At 66.2% G+C, this 21,310-nt stretch carries 12 protein-coding genes, 1 tRNA gene and 1 pseudogene; 11 read left to right on the forward strand and 3 right to left on the reverse strand.

Annotation, left to right across the window (positions count from 1 at the left end; translation table 11 throughout):
- Window positions 1-106 precede the first annotated feature (106 nt).
- Together P4826_RS13970 and P4826_RS13975 are read left to right on the forward strand one after the other, a co-directional pair.
- On the forward strand, window positions 107-3,043 hold the full coding sequence (locus P4826_RS13970; RefSeq protein ID WP_317700990.1) for a DNA topoisomerase III: 2,937 nt from the start codon (window positions 107-109) through the stop codon (window positions 3,041-3,043).
- A 273-nt stretch (window positions 3,044-3,316) separates the two neighbouring features.
- The gene (locus P4826_RS13975) at window positions 3,317-5,137 is read left to right on the forward strand and encodes a DEAD/DEAH box helicase (protein ID WP_317700991.1); all 1,821 of its coding nucleotides are present in this window, start codon (window positions 3,317-3,319) and stop codon (window positions 5,135-5,137) included.
- A gap of 207 nt (window positions 5,138-5,344) precedes the next feature.
- Here the strand turns inward: P4826_RS13975 and P4826_RS13980 are convergent, their stop codons facing one another.
- The gene (locus tag P4826_RS13980; RefSeq protein ID WP_317700992.1) at window positions 5,345-6,226 is read right to left on the reverse strand and encodes an AraC family transcriptional regulator; all 882 of its coding nucleotides are present in this window, start codon (window positions 6,224-6,226) and stop codon (window positions 5,345-5,347) included.
- A 388-nt stretch (window positions 6,227-6,614) separates the two neighbouring features.
- On the opposite strand from P4826_RS13980, the gene P4826_RS13985 reads away from it, so the two are divergent.
- The 8 genes and pseudogenes from P4826_RS13985 to P4826_RS14020 all read left to right on the forward strand — a co-directional run bounded on the left by P4826_RS13985 (window position 6,615) and on the right by P4826_RS14020 (window position 18,448).
- On the forward strand, window positions 6,615-8,246 hold the full coding sequence (locus P4826_RS13985; protein ID WP_317700993.1) for an AMP-binding protein: 1,632 nt from the start codon (window positions 6,615-6,617) through the stop codon (window positions 8,244-8,246).
- Between the two features lie 9 nt (window positions 8,247-8,255).
- Window positions 8,256-9,164 carry a poly(3-hydroxyalkanoate) depolymerase gene (gene phaZ, locus P4826_RS13990; RefSeq protein ID WP_317700994.1) on the forward strand — a complete coding sequence of 303 codons (909 nt, stop codon included), beginning with the start codon at window positions 8,256-8,258 and terminating at the stop codon, window positions 9,162-9,164.
- A 27-nt stretch (window positions 9,165-9,191) separates the two neighbouring features.
- A complete protein-coding gene (locus P4826_RS13995) occupies window positions 9,192-9,656 on the forward strand; it encodes a MaoC family dehydratase (RefSeq protein WP_317700995.1) in 465 nt (154 codons plus the stop codon).
- Between the two features lie 21 nt (window positions 9,657-9,677).
- Window positions 9,678-11,636: an alpha/beta fold hydrolase gene (locus P4826_RS14000; RefSeq protein ID WP_317700996.1), complete on the forward strand. Its 1,959-nt coding sequence runs from the start codon at window positions 9,678-9,680 to the stop codon at window positions 11,634-11,636.
- A 377-nt stretch (window positions 11,637-12,013) separates the two neighbouring features.
- Window positions 12,014-12,709 (forward strand): annotated as a pseudogene (locus tag P4826_RS14005) (AMP-binding enzyme); the annotation flags it as partial.
- Window positions 12,710-12,738: 29 nt separating this feature from the next.
- Window positions 12,739-14,781 carry a coniferyl aldehyde dehydrogenase gene (locus P4826_RS14010; RefSeq protein WP_317700997.1) on the forward strand — a complete coding sequence of 681 codons (2,043 nt, stop codon included), beginning with the start codon at window positions 12,739-12,741 and terminating at the stop codon, window positions 14,779-14,781.
- Window positions 14,782-14,802: 21 nt separating this feature from the next.
- Complete coding sequence (locus P4826_RS14015; RefSeq protein ID WP_317700998.1) at window positions 14,803-16,374, forward strand: GMC family oxidoreductase; 1,572 nt, start codon at window positions 14,803-14,805, stop codon at window positions 16,372-16,374.
- A gap of 61 nt (window positions 16,375-16,435) precedes the next feature.
- A complete protein-coding gene (locus P4826_RS14020; RefSeq protein ID WP_317700999.1) occupies window positions 16,436-18,448 on the forward strand; it encodes an alkyl/aryl-sulfatase in 2,013 nt (670 codons plus the stop codon).
- A 114-nt stretch (window positions 18,449-18,562) separates the two neighbouring features.
- Here P4826_RS14020 and P4826_RS14025 read toward each other — a convergent pair.
- Window positions 18,563-18,642, reverse strand: a tRNA-Asn gene (locus P4826_RS14025).
- A gap of 127 nt (window positions 18,643-18,769) precedes the next feature.
- Here P4826_RS14025 and P4826_RS14030 point away from each other — a divergent pair.
- Window positions 18,770-19,477, forward strand: coding sequence for an Arm DNA-binding domain-containing protein (locus P4826_RS14030; protein ID WP_317701000.1), 708 nt, complete (start codon window positions 18,770-18,772; stop codon window positions 19,475-19,477).
- 173 nt (window positions 19,478-19,650) lie between these two features.
- On the opposite strand, the gene P4826_RS14035 is transcribed toward P4826_RS14030, so the two are convergent.
- Window positions 19,651-21,210: a transposase gene (locus tag P4826_RS14035; protein ID WP_317701001.1), complete on the reverse strand. Its 1,560-nt coding sequence runs from the start codon at window positions 21,208-21,210 to the stop codon at window positions 19,651-19,653.
- Between the last annotated feature and the right edge of the window lie 100 nt (window positions 21,211-21,310).

Here is a 21,310-nt window from a genome sequence, read left to right on the forward strand (position 1 = left end):
ACTCTGTTAACTTGAATGGGCACACATGCGTGCGCGTGCGCGCATGCGAAGGCCGATTGTAGAAGCGCCGCCAAGGCGTGCATGGCACTGATAGAAGACCGACCAAATGACCAAGACCCTGGTAATTGCAGAAAAACCCTCGGTGGCGCAGGACATCGTGCGCGCCCTCACGCCCGTGGCGGGCAAGTTCGACAAGCACGAAGACCACTTCGAGAACGAGCGCTACGTGGTCACCAGCGCCGTGGGCCACCTAGTGGAAATCCAGGCGCCCGAAGAATTTGACGTCAAGCGCGGCAAGTGGAGCTTTGCCCACCTGCCGGTGATCCCGCCGCGCTTCGACCTGAAGCCTGTGGACAAGACCAAGAGCCGCCTGGCCGCCGTGGTGCGCCAGGCCAAGCGCAAGGACGTGACCGAACTCGTCAACGCCTGCGACGCCGGGCGCGAGGGCGAGCTGATCTTCCGCCTGATCGAGCAATACGCCGGCGGCGCCAAGGGCACGCTGGCCAAGCCGATCAAGCGCCTGTGGCTGCAAAGCATGACGCCCCAGGCGATCCGCGACGGCTTCGACCACCTGCGCAGCGACGCGCAGATGCAAGGCCTGGCACACGCCGCGCGCAGCCGCTCCGAGGCCGACTGGCTGGTCGGCATCAACGGCACGCGCGCCATGACGGCCTTCAACTCGCGCGACGGCGGCTTCTTTCTGACCACCGTGGGCCGGGTGCAGACGCCCACGCTGTCGCTGGTCGTCGAGCGCGAGGAAAAGATCCGCAAGTTCATCAGCCGCGATTACTGGGAGATCCACGCCGGCTTTCACGCCGAGGCCGGCGAATACCTGGGCAAGTGGTTCGACCCCCAATGGAAGAAAAGCGACGACCCCGAGGCCCGCGCCGACCGCCTGTGGTCGCAGCGCGATGCCGAGACAATAGCCCACGCCGTGCGTGGCAAGGCCGCCACGGTGACGGAGGAAAGCAAGCCCACCACCCAGGCCAGCCCGCTGCTGTTCGACCTGACCAGCCTGCAGCGCGAGGCCAACGGCAAGTTCGGCTTCAGCGCCAAGACCACGCTGGCCCTGGCCCAGGCCCTGTACGAGCGCCACAAGGCCCTGACCTACCCGCGTACCGACTCGCGCGCCCTGCCCGAGGACTACCTGCCCGTCGCCAAGAACACCTTCGGCATGCTGGCCGCCAGCGGCATGCGCCACCTGGCGCCCTACGCCCAGCAGGCGCTGGACGACGGCTATGTGCGGCCATCCAAGCGGATCTTCGACAACGCCAAGGTGTCGGACCACTTCGCCATCATCCCCACCACGCAGGCGCCGCATGGCCTGTCCGAGGCCGAGCAGAAGCTCTACGACCTGGTGGTGCGCCGCTTCATGGCGGTGTTCTTCCCCAGCGCCGAATACCAGGTCACCACGCGCATCAGCCAGGTCGTGGGCCACTCGTTCAAGACCGAGGGCAAGGTGCTGGTCAGGCCCGGCTGGCTGGCCATCTACGGCAAGGAGGCCGCCAACGAAGTCGAAGACGGCAAGGCCGGCGACAAGGGCCAGCCCCTGGTGCCCGTCAAGCCCGGCGAGATGACGCACACCGAGTTTGCCGAGGTCAAGGGCCTGAAGACCAAACCGCCCGCGCGCTACAGCGAAGCCACGCTGCTGGGCGCCATGGAGAGCGCCGGCAAGCAGATCGACGACGAGGAACTGCGCAGCGCCATGCAAGAGAAAGGCCTGGGCACGCCGGCCACGCGCGCCGCCATCATCGAAGGCCTGCTGACCGAGAAATACATGCTGCGCGAAGGCCGCGAGCTCATCCCCACGGCCAAGGCCTTCCAGCTGATGACGCTCTTGCGCGGCCTGGATGTGCAAGAGCTGTGCCGCGCCGACCTGACCGGCGAATGGGAATACAAGCTCGCGCAGATGGAGCGCGGCCAGCTCTCGCGCGAGGCCTTTATGCAGCAGATCCAGGCCATGACCGAGAAGCTGGTCAAGAAGGCCAAGGAATACGACCGCGACACCATCCCCGGCGACTACGCCACCCTGGCCGCGCCCTGCCCCAACTGCGGCGGCGTGGTGAAGGAAAACTACCGCCGCTACGCCTGCACCGGGGCGGCGGGCAGCGGCGAGGGCTGCGGCTTCTCGTTCGGCAAGTCGCCTGCCGGGCGCACCTTTGAGGTCGCCGAGGCCGAGCAACTCTTGCGCGAGCGCCGCATAGGCCCGCTGGAGGGCTTTCGTTCCAAGGCCGGCTGGCCCTTCGTGGCCGAGGTGGCCATAGTGCGCGACGAAGAGGCGGGCAACTACAAGCTCGAATTCGACTTTGGCGACGACAAGAACGCCGAGGAATCGGGCGAGCTGGTGGACTTTGCCGGCCAGGAAAGCTTAGGGAATTGCCCCGCCTGTGGCGCCCCCGTCTTCGAGCATGGCGCCAACTACGTCTGCAGCAAGGCCGTGCCCACTGCGCAGCAGCCTACGCCGTCGTGCACGTTCAAAAGCGGCAAGATCATCCTGCAGCAGCCCGTGGAGCGCGCGCAGATGACGAAGCTGCTGCAGACAGGCAAGACCGACCTGCTCGACAAGTTCGTCAGCATGCGCACGCGCCGCGCCTTCAAGGCCTTCCTGGCCTGGGACAAGGAGGCGGGCAAGGTCAACTTCGAGTTCGAGCCGCGCGAATCCAAGTTCCCGCCGCGCAAGACTGCGGCCGCTGCAAAAACAGGAGCTGACAGCGCACGCGGGGCGGGCGCTGGAGCCGTAGAAACCGCCAAACCCGCCGCCAAGAAGGCCGCCGCCAAAACCACCACGGCCAAGACCCCACGCAAGACCAGCGCTGCCGCCGGCAAGGCCCCCAGCGCCCAACTGGCCGCCGTGATCGGCACCGAGCCCGTGGCCCGCCCCGAGGCCGTGAAGAAGCTGTGGGACTACATCAAGGCCCACAACCTGCAGGACCCGGCGGACAAGCGCACCATCGTCGCCGACGACAAGCTGCGCGCCGTGTTTGGCAAGGACCGCGTCGGCATGTTCGAGCTGACGGGCATCCTGGGCCAGCACCTGGGCTGATGCGCACGCCGCCAGGCTGAGCCAGCGCGAGCGCATCGGCTGCGGCGGCCTGGTGGCGTGGTGGAGCAGGCCATCGCGGGCGCAGCTGCGCAATGCATATTTGATAGCTGATAGCGCTTGCTGGGTAAGCGTTAGGGACTGTTTTGGCTGTCAATCCGCCGAGCCTGTTTCTCCGCACTCGCCTACGGCGCACCCGGGGTTTACGTCAGTTTGAAATCAGCTTCGCCGCCTATAAGGTGTTTCAAGTCGAAACAAGGGGTAGGCGGGGGTGGGATGGCGACATTGATACCGGCCCTGGGGACATGCGTGGCGCGCATGACATCGGGCGAGCGCAGATGGGCCGAGCGCCTGCAAGACAAACTGGAAGACGATTACCTGCTCTGGTGGGACGTGCCCATCGGCCCCAAGCAGACGCGTCCCGACTTCGTGGTGCTGCACCCGCGCCGGGGCGCGCTGATCCTGGAAGTGAAGGACTGGCGCCTGGACACCATCCGGCGCGCCACGCGCGAGTATTTCGAGATCGCGCCGGACGGAACGCCCAAGGTCGTCATGAGCCCGCTGCAGCAGGCGCGGCACTGCGCCATCCAGGTGGTCAACGCGCTGGAGCGCGACCCGCAACTCGTGCAGGGCGCGGGGCCGTACCAAGGCAAGCTGGCCTTCCCCTGGGGCCACGGCGTGGTCTTCACCCACATCACGCGCAAGCAGTTCGAGGGCGCGGGCCTGGGCGAGGCCATTCCCGCGCACCTCGCCATCTGCAAGGACGAGATGGTCGAGGACGTGGACGCCGAAGCGTTCCAGCAGCGGCTGTGGGCCATGTTCCCCCACACCTTCGGCAGCAAGGGCGCCATCACGCTGCCGCAGCTCGACCGCGTGCGCTGGATCCTCTTTCCCGAAGTGCGCGTGCCCCAGCAGCAAAGCCTGTTTGGCTCCGGCGCGCAAGGCGACGACGAGGACGCCCGCTTGCCCGACATCATGCGCGTGATGGACCTGCAGCAAGAGCAACTGGCCCGCAGCCTGGGCGACGGCCACCGCGTGATCCACGGCGTGGCGGGCTCGGGCAAGACCATGATCCTGGGCTACCGCGCCGAGCACCTGGCGCAAACGCAAGGCCCGGGCAGCAAGCCCATCCTCATCCTTTGCTACAACGAGCCGCTGGCCGTGAAGCTGGCCGCCACCATGCAGGCCAAGGGGCTGGATGCGCGCGTGCACGTGCGCCACTTCCACAAATGGTGCCGCGACCAGCTCGTGGCCTACCACCTGCTGCCCGAAGGCACGCAGCGCTGGCCCGCGGACAGGCTGATGCAGGAGTACGTGCAGCGTGTCATCACCGGCGTGGATGCGGGCCACATCCCCGCCGGCCAGTACCACGCCATCCTCATCGACGAGGGCCACGACTTCGCGCCCGAGTGGCTCAAGCTGGTCACGCAGATGGTGGACCCCACCACCAACAGCCTGCTGCTGCTCTACGACGACGCGCAGAGCATCTACGACCGCACCAAGAAAAAGACCTTCAGCCTGAAGAGCGTGGGCATCCAGGCCGCTGGCCGCACCACCATCCTGAAGATCAACTACCGCAACACGTGGCAAATCCTGCAACTGGCCCACCGCATGGCCGGCGACATGCTGAAGCCCGAAGACGCCGAGGGCGGCGACGACGGCATCCCCCTGCTGCAACCCCTGAGCTGCGGCCGCGAAGGCCCCGAGCCCATCATCATCGACCTGCCCACCCTGCCCGAGCGCGCGGCCCGGGTGGCCGAACTGCTGGCCGACCAGCACGCCCAGGGCCACGCCTGGGGCGACATGGCCGTGCTGTGCCGGCACCACAAGGAAATGGACGAATGCTCCGCCGCCCTGGCCCGCAAGGGGCTGCCGCACCGGGTGCGCAAACGTTCAGGCGATTACCGGCCGGAAGAAGACGCCATCAAGGTGATGACGATGCATGCGAGCAAGGGGTTGGAGTGGCCGGTGGTGGCGGTGATGGCTGAGCGCGGTACGGATAACGCAAAAGGCGTTGAAAACCAGGATGCGATATTGGAGGCGCGGGTGGTTTATGTGGCGACGACGCGGGCTATGCAGAGATTATTGGTTTTATGAGTTTTGAATAAGGATTCTGTGGCTGGTTTCGACCCAATGCAGCCGCTCGGTCGCTCGCCAAGCCGTCGGTCAGGCCTTCGGTAGGTCACAAGGCACGACTCGAACCCAGGCCGCTGAACCCGTTGGGGCGAGCCCACCGTGAGCAACAGGTCGACCGGCGCCACTGGGACGGAGAGATTGCTCGCTGATTTCTGCGCGCACTGAAGCTCAGCCGGCGCTCGGCGACGCGGCACCGGCCCGGTACTCGTTGGGGGTGCGGCCTGTCCAGCGCTTGAAGGCATGGCGAAAGCTCGCGGCGTCGCTGAAACCCAGGGCGGCGGCGATGTCGTCGACCTCGAGGAACGAGGTCGACAGGTAGTCGACAGCCAAGGCCTGGCGCACGCTCGCCAGCAGTTCCAGATAGGTCGTCCCCTCTTCGTTGAGCCGTCGCCGCAGCGTCCGGGCGTTGATGCACAGCCCCGCCGCGATCTCGTCGATGCTGGGAAAGCGGCCGGGTGTTCGCGTCAGTTCAGCATACACGCGGCGGCTCATGCCCGAGCTCCACTTGTGGTCCTCCAACAGCTTGGCGCAGGCTGCCGAAACCTGGGTCGCGGCGATAGGGTTCGCGAATTGGGGTGTCCGGTCCAGCCACTCGGCTGGGTAGTCCACTTGCGTGCGAGGCTGATCGAAGGCGACGGTGCATTCGAGCACCCGCTCCAACAGGCCAGCGTATCTCGGACGCGGCAACGCGAAGTTCGCGCGCGCAGGCATGCACCAGGCGCCCATCACGTGCTTGGTCAGACTGACGTGCGTGCCGAGCTGCATCTCCAGCAGCGCGCGAAACAGATCGGTATCGACGTCGGGCAGCGCGGCTTCGTCGAGCGTCGGTAGAACCCATGAGGCCACGTCGTGCTCCACCTCGAAGGCAATCCGCATGACCGGTGTGGCAAGTCCGTGATAGCGCACGGCGAGTTCGCAGGCACCGCGCATCGACTCGGCGCACGCCAACGCATAGCCGTACATGCCGTAGTCGGTGAGGCGCATTCCGCCCCCCACGAGTGCGGCCCATCCCGCCTCTGGCGACAGCCTGCCGGCGTTGCGGCACACCACGATGAACTGGTGGGAACCGAGATCCGAGTCTGGGCATTCGAGGCTTCGGCCGGCGACAGGCCGGAGCCGGCCAGCAGCAGCTTGATGTCCACCCCCAGTTCACTCAGGGCGCGCATGACGGCGTGCACCTTGAACGGTGCGTACCGCTTTTCGTGCAGCGCAAGCGCCGCGTTCGTTCTCGGTTTTGTACTCATGGATTTCTCCTGGAATCGTGTTGTTGCCTTCTGCATTCTCCACACGGAGACCCTCGGGAAACTCCCTAGCTACTGTCCTCAGCGATGCGCATCTTGTCCTCGCCCGTCATTTACGCCGAAGCGGCCAGACCCGACATTACTGACCCAGCAAGCAGCCTCACAGAACGCGGTATCAACACAAGCAGGAGACAAGCATGGGCACTCGCCACTGGACCCAGTCGTACGCCGACATCCCCGCAGAGATCGACGCCGATCGCTATGCGTCAATGGTCGATCTGTTGGACGCCGCGCTCGAGCGCCACGCCTCGCGTCCGGCGTTCAAGGCGTTCGGCCAGACCTTGAACTACGCCGACGTCGACCGGCTGTCGCGGTCATTCGCGTCCTATCTGCAGAACAAACTGGGCGTACGCCAGGGCGACCGCGTGGCGGTGATGATGCCGAACCTGCTGGCGTTCCCGGTCACGCTGCTCGGCATCATGCGCGCCGGCGCGGTGCAGGTGAACGTGAATCCGCTGTACACGCCGCGCGAACTCGAGCACCAGCTCAACGATGCCGGCGTCGAGACGATCGTCGTCTTCAGCGGCTCGACGCCGACGCTGGCAGAGGTGCGCGCCAATACCGGCCTGAAGACGGTCATCACGGTCGCTGTCGGCGACGCCAGCGGCGCCACGCTGCCGAGCCCGCCGGTCGATGCACTGCTCGGCGAGTCGGTCTCCTTTGCCGAGGCGCTGGCCCAGGGCGGCGGGCTGCCGCTGCAGCCGGTAGCGCTGACCGGCGACGACCTGCTGTTCCTGCAATACACCGGCGGCACCACCGGGCTGTCCAAGGGCGCCGCGCTGTCGCACCGCAACCTCGTCGCCAACACCGAGCAGTTCAAGGCCTTCATGCCGGTGGCGGTGAAAGAGGGCGAGGAAGTGTTGGTGACTGCCATCCCGCTGTACCACATCTTCGCGCTGATGGTGTCGCTGAGCTATCTGTCGGTGGGCGCCGAGAACTGGCTCGTCGCCAACCCGCGCGACATGGACGGCTTCGTCGGCGTGTTGGCGCAGGCCAGGCCGACGGTTTTCATGGGCGTCAACACGCTGTACGGCGGGCTGGTGCAGCACCCCAAGCTTGGCGAAGTGGACTGGTCGCGCCTGAAGATCGCGATCGGCGGTGGCGCTGCCGTGGTCGGGGCGGTGTCCGACCGCTGGAAGGCCATCACCGGCCACTTCATCCGCGAGGGCTACGGCCTGTCGGAAACCTCGCCGGTGGTGTCGTTCAACCCGGCCTACATCACCGAGTTCACCGGCACGACCGGCCTGCCGATGCCGTCGACCGACGTCAAGCTGCTCGACGACAAGGACCTCGAAGTGGGGCTGGGGCAGCCGGGAGAGATCTGCGTCAAGGGGCCGCAGGTGATGCGCGGCTACTGGGAGAAGCCCGACGCGAACGCCACTGCGTTCACAAGCGACGGCTACTTCCGAACGGGCGACATCGGCGTCTTCGACGACAAGGGCTACCTGAAGATCGTCGACCGCAAGAAGGACATGATCATCGTCTCCGGCTTCAACGTCTACCCGAACGAGGTCGAGGCCGTGGTGGCCAATTGCCCCGGCGTGGCCGAGGCGGCGTGCATCAGCGTGCCGCATGCGAAAACCGGCGAGGCGGTCAAGCTGTTCGTCGTCCGCCTGCCGGGCGCCGGCGTGACGGAGGCCGAGGTGATCGCGCATTGCCGCGCCGGCATGACCGGCTACAAGGTGCCGAGCGTCGTGCGTTTCGTCGACGCGCTGCCGAAATCCAATGTCGGCAAGATTCTCCGGCGCGAGCTGCGCAACGTTGATTGAGGCGGGCGTATGACCAGCGATGCCATGGGCGCCGTCCCGGCGCCGGGTACCGGCTCTCCCGAATCGCCGGCGGGCCGCAACGGAGCCGCCGCCCGCACCGCTGAGGCCGGCGGACATCCGCTCGAGATCCAGATGCTGCAGGTGGGCGGCCAACTGCTGCGCGTCGGCCGCCAGGCGGGTTCGCAGCGCGGCGCAACGCCGTTGCTGATGTTCAACGGCATCGGCGGCAGCATCGAGCTGCTCGAGCCGCTCGCACGCGCGATGCCCGCGCGCGAGGTCATCGTGTTCGATGTCCCGGGCGTCGGCCATTCGCCGATGCCGCGCCGGCCCTACCGGCTGCGCACCCTGGCGCGCTGGGCGCTCGGCGTGCTCGATCACTTCGGGCATGCGCAGGCGGACGTGCTCGGTGTCTCATGGGGCGGCGTGGCGGCGCAGGAATTCGCACGCACGGCGGGCGAGCGCTGCCGGCGGCTGATTCTGTGCGCCACCACATCGGGTATGTTCATGCTGCCGGGGCATCCGAAGGCAATCGCGCGCATGGTCACGCCGCGGCGCTACATGAGCAAGGCCTACGCAACCCAGGTCAGCGGCGACATCTACGGCGGCGACTTTCGCCGCCAGCCCGAGCTGGCGGCCGAGTTCATGAAGCACGTCAAGTGGCAGTCGCGCTGGGGCTACTACCTGCAGATCGGCGCCGCGACGGGTTGGACCAGCGTGCATTGGTTGTGCCGCCTGAAGCAGCGCACGCTGGTGATGGCCGGCCGTGACGACCCGCTGATCCACACCTTCAATGCCCGGCTGATGCGATCACTCATTCCGAACAGCGAACTCAAGCTGTTCGACTGCGGCCACCTCTTCCTGATGACACGCCAAGAGGAGTCGGTACGTGCCATCAACGAATTCCTCGACAAAGCCTGAACACCTCTTCGAACCAGGAGACTCAACATGAGCACTGCACCCATGGGCCCCGCCGAACTGGCGGACATGACCGGTCAGGAGATCGGCGTTTCATCGTGGATCGAAGTCGGCCAGCGGCGCATCGACGAGTTCGCGCACTGCACCGAAGACCGTCAATGGATTCACGTCGATGTCGAACGCGCGGCCAGGGAGAGCCCGGCCGGCGGCACGATCGCGCACGGCTACCTGACCCTCGCGCTGCTGGCGCCCACCGGGATGGAAATCCTGGTGCCGCGCGTGCGCGCCAAGCAGATCCTCAACTACGGTTTCGACAAGGTGCGCTTCCTCGCCCCGGTGCTGGCCGGAAAGAGGGTGCGCAACCGCATCAAGCTCGCGGCTGCCGAGGACAAGGGCGGCGGCCGCTGGCTGCTCTCGCTCGAGAACACGGTCGAGATCGAGGGCAGCGACAAGCCGGCGCTGGTGGCCACCACGCTCGCGATGGTGTTCGGCTGAGCGACGAAGGACGACCAAACCATGGCCACCAAGACCACCTCCGCGGGCAGCGCCCGCACCACCGCCGCGACAGGCGCCAAGCGTACCGCCGGCAAGACGGCTGCCGCCACCACCCCGGCCGTCCGCACCACCGCCGCGGCGGGCGCCAAGCGTGTGGTCGGCAAGTCCGACGCCGCCACTACCGCCACCGCTGCCACTCGCGTCGCGAAGAAGGCGCGCAGCGCGGCGGATACCGCCGCGAAGCTGTCCGGCAGCGCGAGCAAGGCCGGCCTGTCTGCGCTCGGCACGGCCAGCGATCTTGGTGGCCTCGTCGCCGAGGCCAGCCGCAACACGCTCGCGATTAACCCGCTGATCGGCTTGAATAAGCGCGACGTGGCAAGCGCCGCCGGCTCGCTGCTCAAGGCCGTCGCCAGCACGCCGCGGCGCGCCAGCACGCACCTGGGCCGCTACGTGAAGGAACTGGGCCAGGTCGCGAAAGGGAAGTCCGAGCTCGTGCCCGACCCCAAGGACCGGCGCTTCGCCGATCCGGCGTGGAAGAGCAACGCCCTGTACGCGCGCCTGATGCAGTCGTACCTGGCGACGCAGAAGGAGCTGTCGCACTTCATCGACCAGTCCGCATTGAACAAGCTCGAGAAGGGTCGCGCGCACTTCTTCGCCTCGCTGATCACCGACGCGCTCGCCCCGAGCAACTGGCTGTTCGGCAACCCTGCGGCGGTGCGCAAGATCGTCGACACCGGGGGCGACAACCTCGTCAAAGGGCTGAAGAACCTGATCCACGACGCGCGCCACAACCACATGCTGCCTTCAATGGTCGACGCCACGCCGTTCAAGGTCGGCGAGACCATCGCCACCTCGCCCGGCCAGGTGGTGCTGCGCCACGAGATGTTCGAGCTGCTGCAGTTCGCTCCGACGACGCCGCAGGTGCACGCCCGCCCACTCGTGATGTCGCCGCCGCAGGTCAACAAGTACTACGCCATCGACCTGACGCCGGACAAGAGCCTCGTCAAGTGGGCGACCGACTCGGGCGTGCAGCTGTTCGTCGTCAGCTGGCGCAACCCGACGGTCGAGCACCGGCACTGGGGCCTGGACGACTACGTGCGTGCCCTCGATGCGGCGGTCGATGCGACGTGCAAGATCACTGGTAGCACCGACGTCAACATGTGGGGCAGTTGCTCGGGCGGCATGACGCTGGCTGCCTATCTGGCGTGGCTGGCTGCCACCGGCAAGCCCAAGGTCGCCAACACGACCTGGGCCGTGTGCGTGCTCGACACCGAAGCGGCGATCGAGGATTCGACGCTCGGCCTGTTCAACTCGCCAGCGACGATCCGTGCCGCCAAGGCGCGCTCGCGGCGCAAGGGCTTCGTCGATGGCGCGGAGATGGCCTCGATGTTCGCCTGGCTGCGTCCGAACGACCTGATCTGGAACTACTGGGTCAACAACTACCTGCTCGGCAACCGCCCGCCGGCCTACGACGTGCTGGCCTGGAACGCCGACACCACCCGGCTGCCCGGCCAGTACCACTGCGACCTGCTCGAGCTGGTCGAGAAGAACCCGTACGTCAACGCCGGCACGCTCGAAGTGCTCGGCGTGCCGGTCGACATGGGCCAAGTCAAGCTTGGCGCGTACGTGATCGCCGGCATCACCGACCACATCACGCCCTGGCGCGCGTGTTACGGCACGGCGCGGCTGTTCGGGCCCGAGACGACGTTCGTGCTGGCCAACGCGGGCCACCTGCAAAGCATGATCAACCCGCCGGGCGTGCCCAAGGCCTTCTTCTTCAGCGGCCCGGCCGCTACGGACGACCCGATGGCCTGGGCCGAGGGCGCCCAGCCGAGCAAGCAGGAAGGCAGCTGGTGGCCGCACTGGCGCGAGTGGATCAAGGGCAAGTCCGGCGAGCTGAAGCCCGCGCCCGCGAAGCTCGGATCGCGCAAGTACCGGCCCCTGGCGCCAGCACCTGGAACCTACGTGATGGAGCGCTGAAGCCAGCGCACCCGGCCCACGCACGCGACACGTACACAACACGCAAGGAGACACCCATCATGAGCACCTACACCGCCCCGATGAAGGACATGCAGTTCGTGCTGCACGAACTGGCGGGCCTCGACGCGATTGCCCGGCTGCCCGGCTACGGCGACGTGAGCACCGAACTCGTCGATGCGGTGCTCGAAGGCGCCGCCACCTTCTCCAGCGAGGTCTGGGGGCCGCTGAACAAGGTCGGAGACCTGCAGGGTCTGAAGCGCCACGACGACGGCCGCGTCACCACGCCCAAGGGCTTCGTCGAGGCCTATGCCAAGTTCGTCGAGTCGGGCTGGAACGGCCTGCGCTTCGACCCCGCCTTCGGCGGCCAGGGGCTGCCCAAGCTGGTCGACACCGCGGTGATGGAGATGTGGAGCGGCGGCGGCTCGGCGGTGAACAAGTGGCTGGCGATGACGGGCACCTTCATCCGCGAAGGCTACGGCCTGTCGGAGACCAGCCCCATCCTGACCTTCAACCCGGCCTCGGTGCAGCAGTTCAGCGGCACCACCGGCCTGCCGCTGCCGTCCACCGACATCAAGCTGCTCGACGACGACGGCAACGAAGTCGGCCTCGGCGAATCCGGCGAGATCGTCGCCAAAGGCCCGCAGGTGATGAGCGGCTACTGGGAGAAGCCGGAAGCCAACGCCACCGCCTTCACTCCCGACGGCTACTTCCGCACCGGCGACATCGGCGTGTTCACGCCCGAAGGCTTCCTGAAGATCGTCGACCGCAAGAAGGACATGATCATCGTGTCGGGCTTCAACGTGTTCCCGAACGAAATCGAAGCCGTGGCCACCGCTTGCCCCGGCGTCATGGAATGCGCCTGCATCGGCGTGCCGGACGAGAAGACCGGCGAGGCGGTCAAGCTGTTCATCGTCAAGGCGCAGGGTGCAACGCTCAGCGAAGCCGAGGTGGTGGCGTTCTGCCGCAAGGAGCTGACCGGCTACAAGGTGCCCAAGCTCGTGCGCTTCGTCGACGCGCTGCCCAAGTCCACCGTCGGCAAGATCCTGCGGCGCGAACTGCGCGACGTGAAATGAGCGAGAACCCAGTACAGGAGGGACAAACCATGAACCCGCCCATGGACCCGATCATCCAACGCATGCAGGGCGTGTTCGAGCGCCAGCGCCTGGCGTTCCTGCAGCATCCCTACCCGACGCTGGCCGAACGCAAGGCCAAGCTGAAGACGCTGCGCGCACTGCTGCAGCGCTACCAGGACCAGATCGTCACGGCCGTCAGCGCGGACTTCGGTGGCCGCGCGCCGGCCGAGACCAAGCTCGCCGAAGTGCTGGGCCCGGTGTTCGAGATCAACCATGCGCTGCATGCGCTGGGCGGCTGGATGAAACCGAAGAAGCGTTCCACCGAACTGCTGTTCCTGGGCAACAGCGTGCGCGTCAACTACCAGCCCAAGGGCGTGGTCGGCGTCATCGGTGCGTGGAACTTCCCGCTGTACCTGTCGGTGGGTCCGCTGGTCGCGGCACTCGCCGCCGGCAACCGCGTGATGATCAAGATGTCGGAACTGTCGCCGCGCTCGACCGCGCTGCTGGCGCAGATGCTGGCCGAAGGCTTTGCGGAGGACGAGGTCGCGGTCTTCGGCGGCGAAGTGGCGCAGGCGGAGGCGTTCTCGCACCTGCCGTTCAACCACATCGTCTTCACCGGCTCGCCTGCGGTGGGCCACCACATCATGCGTGCGGCGTCGCAGAACCTGACGCCGGTGACGCTGGAGCTGGGCGGCAAGTCGCCGGCCCTGGTCTCGGCCGAGGGCCCGCTGGCCGCAGCCGCCGAACGCATTGCCCACGGCAAGGCTTTCAACAGCGGGCAGATCTGTGTCTCGCCCGACTACGCGCTGGTGCCGCGCGGCAAGGTCGAGGAATTCGCCACCGAGGTGCAGGCCTCGTTCCGCAAGTTCTACCCCACGGTGCAGGGCAACCACGAATACACGAGCATCACGTCCGAGCCGCATGCGCAGCGCATCCGCGACCTGCTGGCCGAGGCGACAGCCAAGGGTGCCAAGGTCACCGCCTGCGGCGACAACGGGCCGGGGCGGCGCATTCCGCTGCATGTGGTCACCGGCGTGACCGAAGACATGCGCATCGCCAAGGAAGAGCTGTTCGGGCCGATCCTGCCGGTGATCCCCTACGACAACATCGACCAGGCCATCGCCTACATCGCCGCCCGGCCGCGGCCGTTGGCGATGTACCCCTTCGGCTTCAGCGGTGCCGAGCTGGACAAGCTGATGCGCAAGACGCATTCGGGCGGCGTCTCGGTCGACGACTGGGGCTGGCATGTGTTCAACCACGACCTGCCGTTCGGCGGCGTGGGCAACTCAGGCATGGGCACGTACCACGGGGAAGAGGGCTTTCGCGAGTTGTCGCACGCCAAGGGCACCTTCAAGCGCTTCCGCTGGTTCCCGATGGGCCTGTTTTATCCGCCCTACGGCAACCTGGTGCAGCGGCTCGTGTTCAAGTTCTATCTCGGGAAGTCCGATCCCTCGGTGACCGTGGCCACCGGCGCCGCGGCGGTGAGCCCCATCGTGTCCAGCACCCCGCACCAGGACGTGGCCGAGCCGTCGGGCCGGCGCTCGTTCCTGAAGGTCGGCGCGTTGACGGTCGCTGCCATCGGCCTCGGCGGCTGGTTCGCCAGCTACCTCGCCGACCGGAATGCGCGTGCCGTGCTCGGCGCCGGCGCGACGCTCGGCGCACAGGCGCAGACCATGCTCGCCAAGCTGGCCGATGCCGTGCTCGACGGCGCGTTGCCCAGCGATGCGAGCCAGCGCGCACAGGCCATTGCCAAGGTGGTCGACACCGCCGACAAGGCCGTCGCCGGCCTGCCGCTGTATCTGCAGAAGGAAGTGCAAGAGCTGTTCTCGATGCTCGGCGCCGCGCCGACGCGAGCCCTCCTCATCGGCCAGTGGACGGGCTGGGCCGACGCCACGCGCGAGGACGTGGCAAGCATGCTCACCGGCCTGCGCCAGTCGTCGGTGGCACTGCGCCGAGTGGTCTACATGAGCCTGCGCGACATGGTCACCGGCAGCTACTACGCAGACACCGGCACCTGGGAACAGATCGGCTACCCCGGCCCAATGATCAACGGCCCGGGCCCCGAGGTCTGAAGCGACAGGAGCACACACATCATGAATGAACGCAAAACCTACAACGGCTCGACGCTCGACAACGACCTGACGCTGGAGTGCGACGTGGTCATCGTCGGCACCGGCGCCGGCGGCGGCTACACCGCCGAGATCCTCACCAACGCGGGGCTGCGCGTGGTGATGCTGGAAAAGGGCGGCCACAACACGCCCAAGACCTTCTCGCAGAACGAGGGCGAGGCCTACCCGATGCTCTACATGGACGGCGGCCAGCAGCGCACCAAGGACAAGGGCTTCATCGTCTTCCAGGGTCGATCGGTCGGCGGCGGCACCACGGTCAACTGGACCACCAGCTTCCGCACGCCCGAGCTCACGCTGAAGCACTGGGTCGACAAGTACGGCGTGAAGACCTTTGCGCCCGAGACGATGGCGCCGCACTTCGAGGCGGTGGAGAAGCGCCTGGACATCCACACCTGGGAGATGCTGCCGCCGAACGCCAACAACCAGGCCATCGCCAAGGGTTGCGAAAAACTCGGCTACGAGTGGCACCTGACCAAGCGCAATGTCAACGGCTGCGCCAACACGGGCCTGTGCGGCCTGGGCTGCCCGATCAACGCCAAGAAAGGCATGCTGGTCACGACCATTCCCAGCGCGCTCGACAAGGGCGCGGTGCTCGTGTCGTGCGCCGAGGCGGTGCAGATCGTGCACGACGGCAAGCGCACCACCGGCGTCGAGGCGTTGGCGATGGACAAGTTCGGCAACACGCCCACTGGCCGCCGCATCCGCGTCAACGCGAAGCACGTGGTGGTGTCGGCCGGCGCCATCCGCTCACCGGCGCTGCTGATGCGCTCAAAGGTGCCCGACCCGTCGGGGATGACCGGCAAGCGCACCTTTCTGCACCCGGTGTCGCTCAGCCTGGCGAAGATGCCCGACGAGGTGGCGGGTTTCCGCGGCGCGCCGCAGAGCGTGTACTCCGATCACTTCTGGCTGCCCGAAGGCAAGCTCTTCGGCGCCGCACGGCTGGGCTACAAGGTGGAGACGGCGCCGGTGTTCCCGATCTTCACCGCCGCGCTGGTGGACAAGGGTTTCGGTCCCACCAGCGCTGCGCTGATGAAGCAGTTCCCCTTTCTGCAGATGGCCATCGCGCTGCACCGCGACGGCTACAACGACCACGAGAAGTGCGGCACGGTCGAGATCTCGGGCGACATCGGCGCCAGCCTCGACTACCCCATCGACGACTACCTGATGAACAGCCTGGTCAAGAGCATGCTCGAGATCATGGAGATCCAGTTCGCAGCCGGGGCCGAGTTCGTGATCCCGATGCACATCGACGGCATGCCCTTGAAGAGCATGGCCGAAGCGAAGACCTGGATGAGCAGCGCGCCGATGGGCCTGATGCGCATGCTCGCCGGCTCGGCGCACGTGATGGGCGGCTGCCAGATGGGCGGCGACGCCAAGACCTCGGTGGTCGATGAATGGGGTCGGCACCGTGCGATCGAGAACCTGTCGGTGATCGACGGCTCGGTGTTCCCCACCTCGCTGGGCGTGAATCCGCAGGAAAGCATCTACGCCACCGCTTCAAAGAACGGCGCGGCGCTGGCCAAGGCGCTGGCCTGAAGCACAGCCACAAGACTCCCCAGAAGACCCACAAGAAACCCCTCCACAGGAGATTGAAATCATGAAGAAGATCGTCCCGACCTTGACCGCGTTGCTCGCGGCTTCCCTGTTCGCAGGTTGCGCCCAGCAGCCCGCGGCGCCCGCCGCCCAGGCCGCGGCCACGCCGACCGCGTCCAAGGACGCGACCGAAGCGACACGCGCCGCGAACCGCACCGTGGCGACCCAGCTGCCACTGGCCAACACGCAGTCCTTCGACGACGCGAAGCGCGGCCTGATCGAGGCCTTCGGCGACCAGGTCATCATGGGCCCCAGCGGCCGTCCGGCCTGGTCACTGAAGCCCTTCGAGTTTCTGGCCAAGGAGCAGGCGCCCGACAGCGTCAACCCGGCGCTTTGGCGCCACGCCCGCGTGAACATGGTCAATGGCCTGTTCAAGGTCACCGACCGCATGTACCAGCTGCGCGGCCTCGACCTGTCGAACATGACGATCATCGAAGGCGATACCGGCCTCATCGTCATCGACCCGATGACGGCGGTGGAAACCGCCAAGGCCGGCATGGACCTGTACTTCAAGCACCGGCCGAAGAAGCCGGTGGTGGCGGTGATCTACACGCACAGCCACGCCGACCACTTTGGCGGCGTGCGCGGCGTGGTCACCGATGCGGACGTGGCTTCGGGGCGCGTCAAGGTCATCGCCCCGAAAGGCTTCATGGAAGAAGCGGTCGGCGAGAACGTGATCGCCGGCAATGCCATGTCACGCCGTGCGCTGTACCAGTTCGGCATGCTGCTGCCGCGCGGCGAGAAGGGCCAGGTCGATGCCGGCCTCGGCAAGTCCGTGCCGCTGGGAACGATCTCGCTGATCCCGCCGACGATGCTGATCGAAAAGCCGGTCGAGACGCATCGCATCGATGGCATCGACATCGTGTTCGAGAACACGCCGGGCGCCGAAGCGCCGGCCGAGTTCATCATGTTCTATCCGCAGTTCAAGGTGCTGAACATGGCGGAGATCGGCACGCAGAACTTCCACAACCTGCTGCCGATGCGCGGTGCGCAGGTGCGCGACGCGCTGGCCTGGTCGAAGTACCTCGGCGGCGCGCTGCAGCGCTACGGTGCTGGCGCCGAGATCATGATTGCCCAGCACCACTGGCCGGTGTGGACGGCCCCCCGCGTGCAGAACTACCTGAAGATCCAGCGCGACAGCTACAAGTACCTGCACGACCAGACGCTGCGCCTGATGAACCAGGGCTACGTCGGCGCCGAGATCGCCGAGACGATGAAGATGCCGCCCAGCCTGCGCCAGGACTGGTCGACCTACAGCTTCTACGGCGACCTGAAGCACAACGTCAAGGCCATCTACCAGCGCTACCTCGGCTACTACGACGCCAACCCCGCCAATCTGCACGCGCTGCCGCCGGTGGACGCCGGGCGCAAGGCCGTCGAGTACATGGGCGGTGCCGATGCCGTGATGAAGCGCGCCCGCGAGGACTTCGCGAAGGGCGAGTACCGCTGGGTCGCGCAGGTGATGTCGCAGCTGGTGTTCGCCGACCCGACCAACAAGCAGGCCCGCGAGCTCGGCGCCGATGCGCTGGAACAGATGGGCTACCAGGTGGAGTCGGCGACGGCACGCAATGCGTACCTGCAAGGCGCGTGGGAGCTGCGCAACGGTGTGCCCAAGCTGCCTTCGATCAGCACCGCCGCGCCGGACGTGATCCGCGCCGTGCCGCTGGACATGTTCTTCGACTACCTGGGCGTGCGCCTGAACGGCGACAAGGCGCAGGGCAAGACCATCGTGCTGAACTGGCAGTTCACGGACACCAAGCAGAACTTCGTGCTGAACCTGGAGAACAGCGCGCTGACCTATGCTGAGGGCACGCAGGCCCCGAACGCCGACGCGACGCTGACGCTGACGCGCGCCACGCTGGACACCATCTCGCTGCAGCAGACCACCTTCCCGGCGGCGATGCAGGCCGGGCAGATCAAGGTGACGGGCAACCCGGCGAAGGTCGGCGAGATGCTCGGCCTGTTCGAGACTTTCCCGAACATGTTCCCGATCGTCGAGCCGCGGCCGGCGCGCTGAGCCGGCCTGAGCTGAATCTCGGATCGGATCGCTGAACTGGCACCAGAAAGGCACCAGCCAAGCCCAGAAAACAAAAAAGTCGGCAGGCGCAAACCTGCTGACTTCGGTGTTTATTGGCTCCCCGACCTGGGCTCGAACCAGGGACCTACGGATTAACAGTCGCGTTACTCGGTGTTTTGCGGGACTTTCTGGGATTTCTTGGGACTGACTAAAACCCTTGTAAATCAATAGGTTACGCATCATTCTTTGTGTCAGAGGGTCCCGATCGATAGCATCCGAGCTCAAGATTTTTCGGACACCAGTCGGACACGGAACCCGTAGATGCCGCTCCTGACAGTCAGGGCAATCGACGCGCAGAAGCCTCGCGCGCGGCCCTACAAGCTCACGATCGATCGCGGCCTTCAACTGCGCATCGCTCCGGATGGCGTCCGCACGCTGCTCGTCCGCTACACCGTGAAGGGCTCTGAGGTCGAGCGCCAGTACCGGTTGTCGCAGGAGTACGGTGAAGGTCCAGGCCAGCTAAAGCTGGCAGCAGCCTGCGCTGAGGCTGCGCGCATCCGAGCGCTTGCGCGCGATGGAGTGGACTGGCCAGCGCAGGAGGAAGCAAGACTCTGGGCTGAGGCGACAGCACGCGAGCAGGCGGATCGGCAAGACGGGCTGACCGTGGCGAAGGCACTTCGAGAGTACGTCGAGAAGAAGCGGCGCGCGAAAGATGGCCTGAAAGCGCGCACAAAGGCGGACTATCTCGCCATGATTGAGCCGGGCCGAAGATCCAAGACCGGCAAGCAGTTCGCCGACGGCGAGCTATACCCGATCGCTGAGAAGCTGCTGTCGAAGCTCACAGCCGATGACATTCGGGGCGTCCACACCGCGCTGATGAAAATTTCGCAGCGGCAGGCCGTCTATGCGATGCAAGTGCTGCGAGCGATGCTTCGCTGGCATGGTGTCGTGGTCCCTGGCAACCCATTGGGGCGAGACACTGCGGGCCGTGATCGCATCGTTCTACGGATAGGCGTTTTAACCGCATGAGGCCAAGTATCGCACCGCGGAAGCGCCATCAAGCCGGCTGAGACACTCGATTTTCCCGCCCAGGTGTCAGGTTCACCACCAGGCTTTGGCGTTCAGGAGAGTGATTTGCGGCGCTCGGCGTGTACCGGGCGCAGAGCCAGTTCGCGGCAAGTCAAAATCGCCGCTTTGTTCATTCACCAACTGATGCGCTGATCGACCTCAAAGTCCGGTGCCGGTTGCGCCGCCAGGTCCCAGTCTGCTGGCTCGGTTTGCGCCCCGTCATCCATCTGCGCATCACTACAGTCATCCCACAGCGGTGGCCCGCGCGCCGGGGAGATGCGGGGTGGCTCTGAATCTGCCCCGATGTGGTCCAGGATGTGCCGGATGTCAGCGCTGTGCGTAATGAACGCGATGATGCGCATCTGCCCGCCACACAGCGGACACAAGAGGGGGAACACCTCGTAGATGCGGGCGATCAGCACCGCCCACAGGTAGTGCGCTGCACGCTTGGGCAGCACCGGCTCGCTCTGGGATGGCAGCGCGCTGCTCATCGGTACCACACCAGGCGCGCACTCCCCCGTGCTGATCGACGCGCCCAGCACGGGAGCGGCTTGCGCCGGTGTCGCCAGCGCCGTCACCGCAGCCCTGAGCGGCGAGTTGGGTGCCAACACGCCAAAATAGCGGTGCCGGTGGGTGCGTGGCGGGGGAACCAGCGCGGCAATGCGGTCGATCAGCTCCAGCGGTGTGAGGTGCAGCTCATCAACCTTGGCACCGCGCTTGTCGCTGGTGGGTTCGCTGCGCTGCTTGCCGCAGCGGTACACCAGTTTGCTTCCCTCTTTGCGTAGGCGCTCCATGGAAAACGGTGGACGCGCGCAATAGCGCAGCAGCCGCTCCAGCGCAGCGCGGTCGTGGGCTTCGATGCACACCCCCGCATCCACCGAGAAGCCGCTGTGTTTGTAGCCCAGCATGTCTTTGGCGTCACAGTTCTCCAGCGGGCCCCGAGCAACGAAGGCGCGCAGGATGCGTTTTTGCAGTGTGGTCTGCACTGGGGCCACGGTAGCCGCATCGATGCCGGTGGCCGCGTGAAAGATGACACCCGGCGATGAGATTCGAGGGGTCGCATCAGCATCGCCCTCGCCCTCCACTTCCTCAAACACCCCGTCCACCACACAAACGTGGAAGTGGACGTGTTCATTGAGGCTGGAGCCGAATCGGTGAATGAAGGCGATGGCACCGATGTGCAGGCCTGCCTTGTCCATATGGGCCGCACCGGGGCTGTGGGTCTGCAGAGTTTGTGCGATCACCCGCAGAAAGATGCGCAGCACCATGCTCAGCACCGCTCCGTCGCGTTGCATGAAGTACCGCAACCTCTTGGGCACGGAGAGCACCCACTGGCGCACCGGCAGGCGGGGGAAAACGTGGTCGCTCAGGTGTGCCGCCGTCTCCACCATCCGCCGCGTGGTGCACGAGGGGCAGACTCCCCGGCCTTTGCAGGAGAAGGCTACAAAGTAGTCGTGCCCACAGTCGCCGCAGCGAGCGCGGGCAAAGCCATGGGCAAAGATGCCGCACTCAAGATACTTGGCAAACGCTTTGCGCACGAAGGGCTTGGGGGTGTGGTGGTCGCCCTGGCCGTCGAACTGACCCGCGCTGGCCAACTCTAGCCAGGTCTCGTAGTGCTCGGCTACCGTTTGGTAGAGCAGCGTGCGTTCGGGGTGGCGTGGGTTGTAGAGCTTGGGCTTGGAAGTGGCTGACATGAATACTGTACAAATGCACAGTATTCTGCGGCGATTGTTTGGGTACGCAAAGCACAAGGCCCGAACCGTCGCCAGTTCGGGCCTTGGCAGGGTAGCTTGG

It is taken from the genome of Diaphorobacter limosus (assembly GCF_033100095.1).
Classification (GTDB): Bacteria; Pseudomonadota; Gammaproteobacteria; order Burkholderiales; family Burkholderiaceae_C; genus Alicycliphilus; species Alicycliphilus limosus.

Coding starts and splice junctions, on each gene's coding strand:
- P4826_RS13975 (WP_317700991.1), top strand. CDS start 3,317: ATGGCGACATTGATACCGGCCCTGGGGACATGCGTGGCGCGCATGACA.
- phaZ (WP_317700994.1), top strand. CDS start 8,256: ATGACCAGCGATGCCATGGGCGCCGTCCCGGCGCCGGGTACCGGCTCT.
- P4826_RS13970 (WP_317700990.1), top strand. CDS start 107: ATGACCAAGACCCTGGTAATTGCAGAAAAACCCTCGGTGGCGCAGGAC.
- P4826_RS14010 (WP_317700997.1), top strand. CDS start 12,739: ATGAACCCGCCCATGGACCCGATCATCCAACGCATGCAGGGCGTGTTC.
- P4826_RS13985 (WP_317700993.1), top strand. CDS start 6,615: ATGGGCACTCGCCACTGGACCCAGTCGTACGCCGACATCCCCGCAGAG.
- P4826_RS13995 (WP_317700995.1), top strand. CDS start 9,192: ATGAGCACTGCACCCATGGGCCCCGCCGAACTGGCGGACATGACCGGT.
- P4826_RS14015 (WP_317700998.1), top strand. CDS start 14,803: ATGAATGAACGCAAAACCTACAACGGCTCGACGCTCGACAACGACCTG.
- P4826_RS14030 (WP_317701000.1), top strand. CDS start 18,770: ATGCCGCTCCTGACAGTCAGGGCAATCGACGCGCAGAAGCCTCGCGCG.
- P4826_RS14000 (WP_317700996.1), top strand. CDS start 9,678: ATGGCCACCAAGACCACCTCCGCGGGCAGCGCCCGCACCACCGCCGCG.
- P4826_RS14020 (WP_317700999.1), top strand. CDS start 16,436: ATGAAGAAGATCGTCCCGACCTTGACCGCGTTGCTCGCGGCTTCCCTG.
- P4826_RS14035 (WP_317701001.1), bottom strand. CDS start 21,210: ATGTCAGCCACTTCCAAGCCCAAGCTCTACAACCCACGCCACCCCGAA.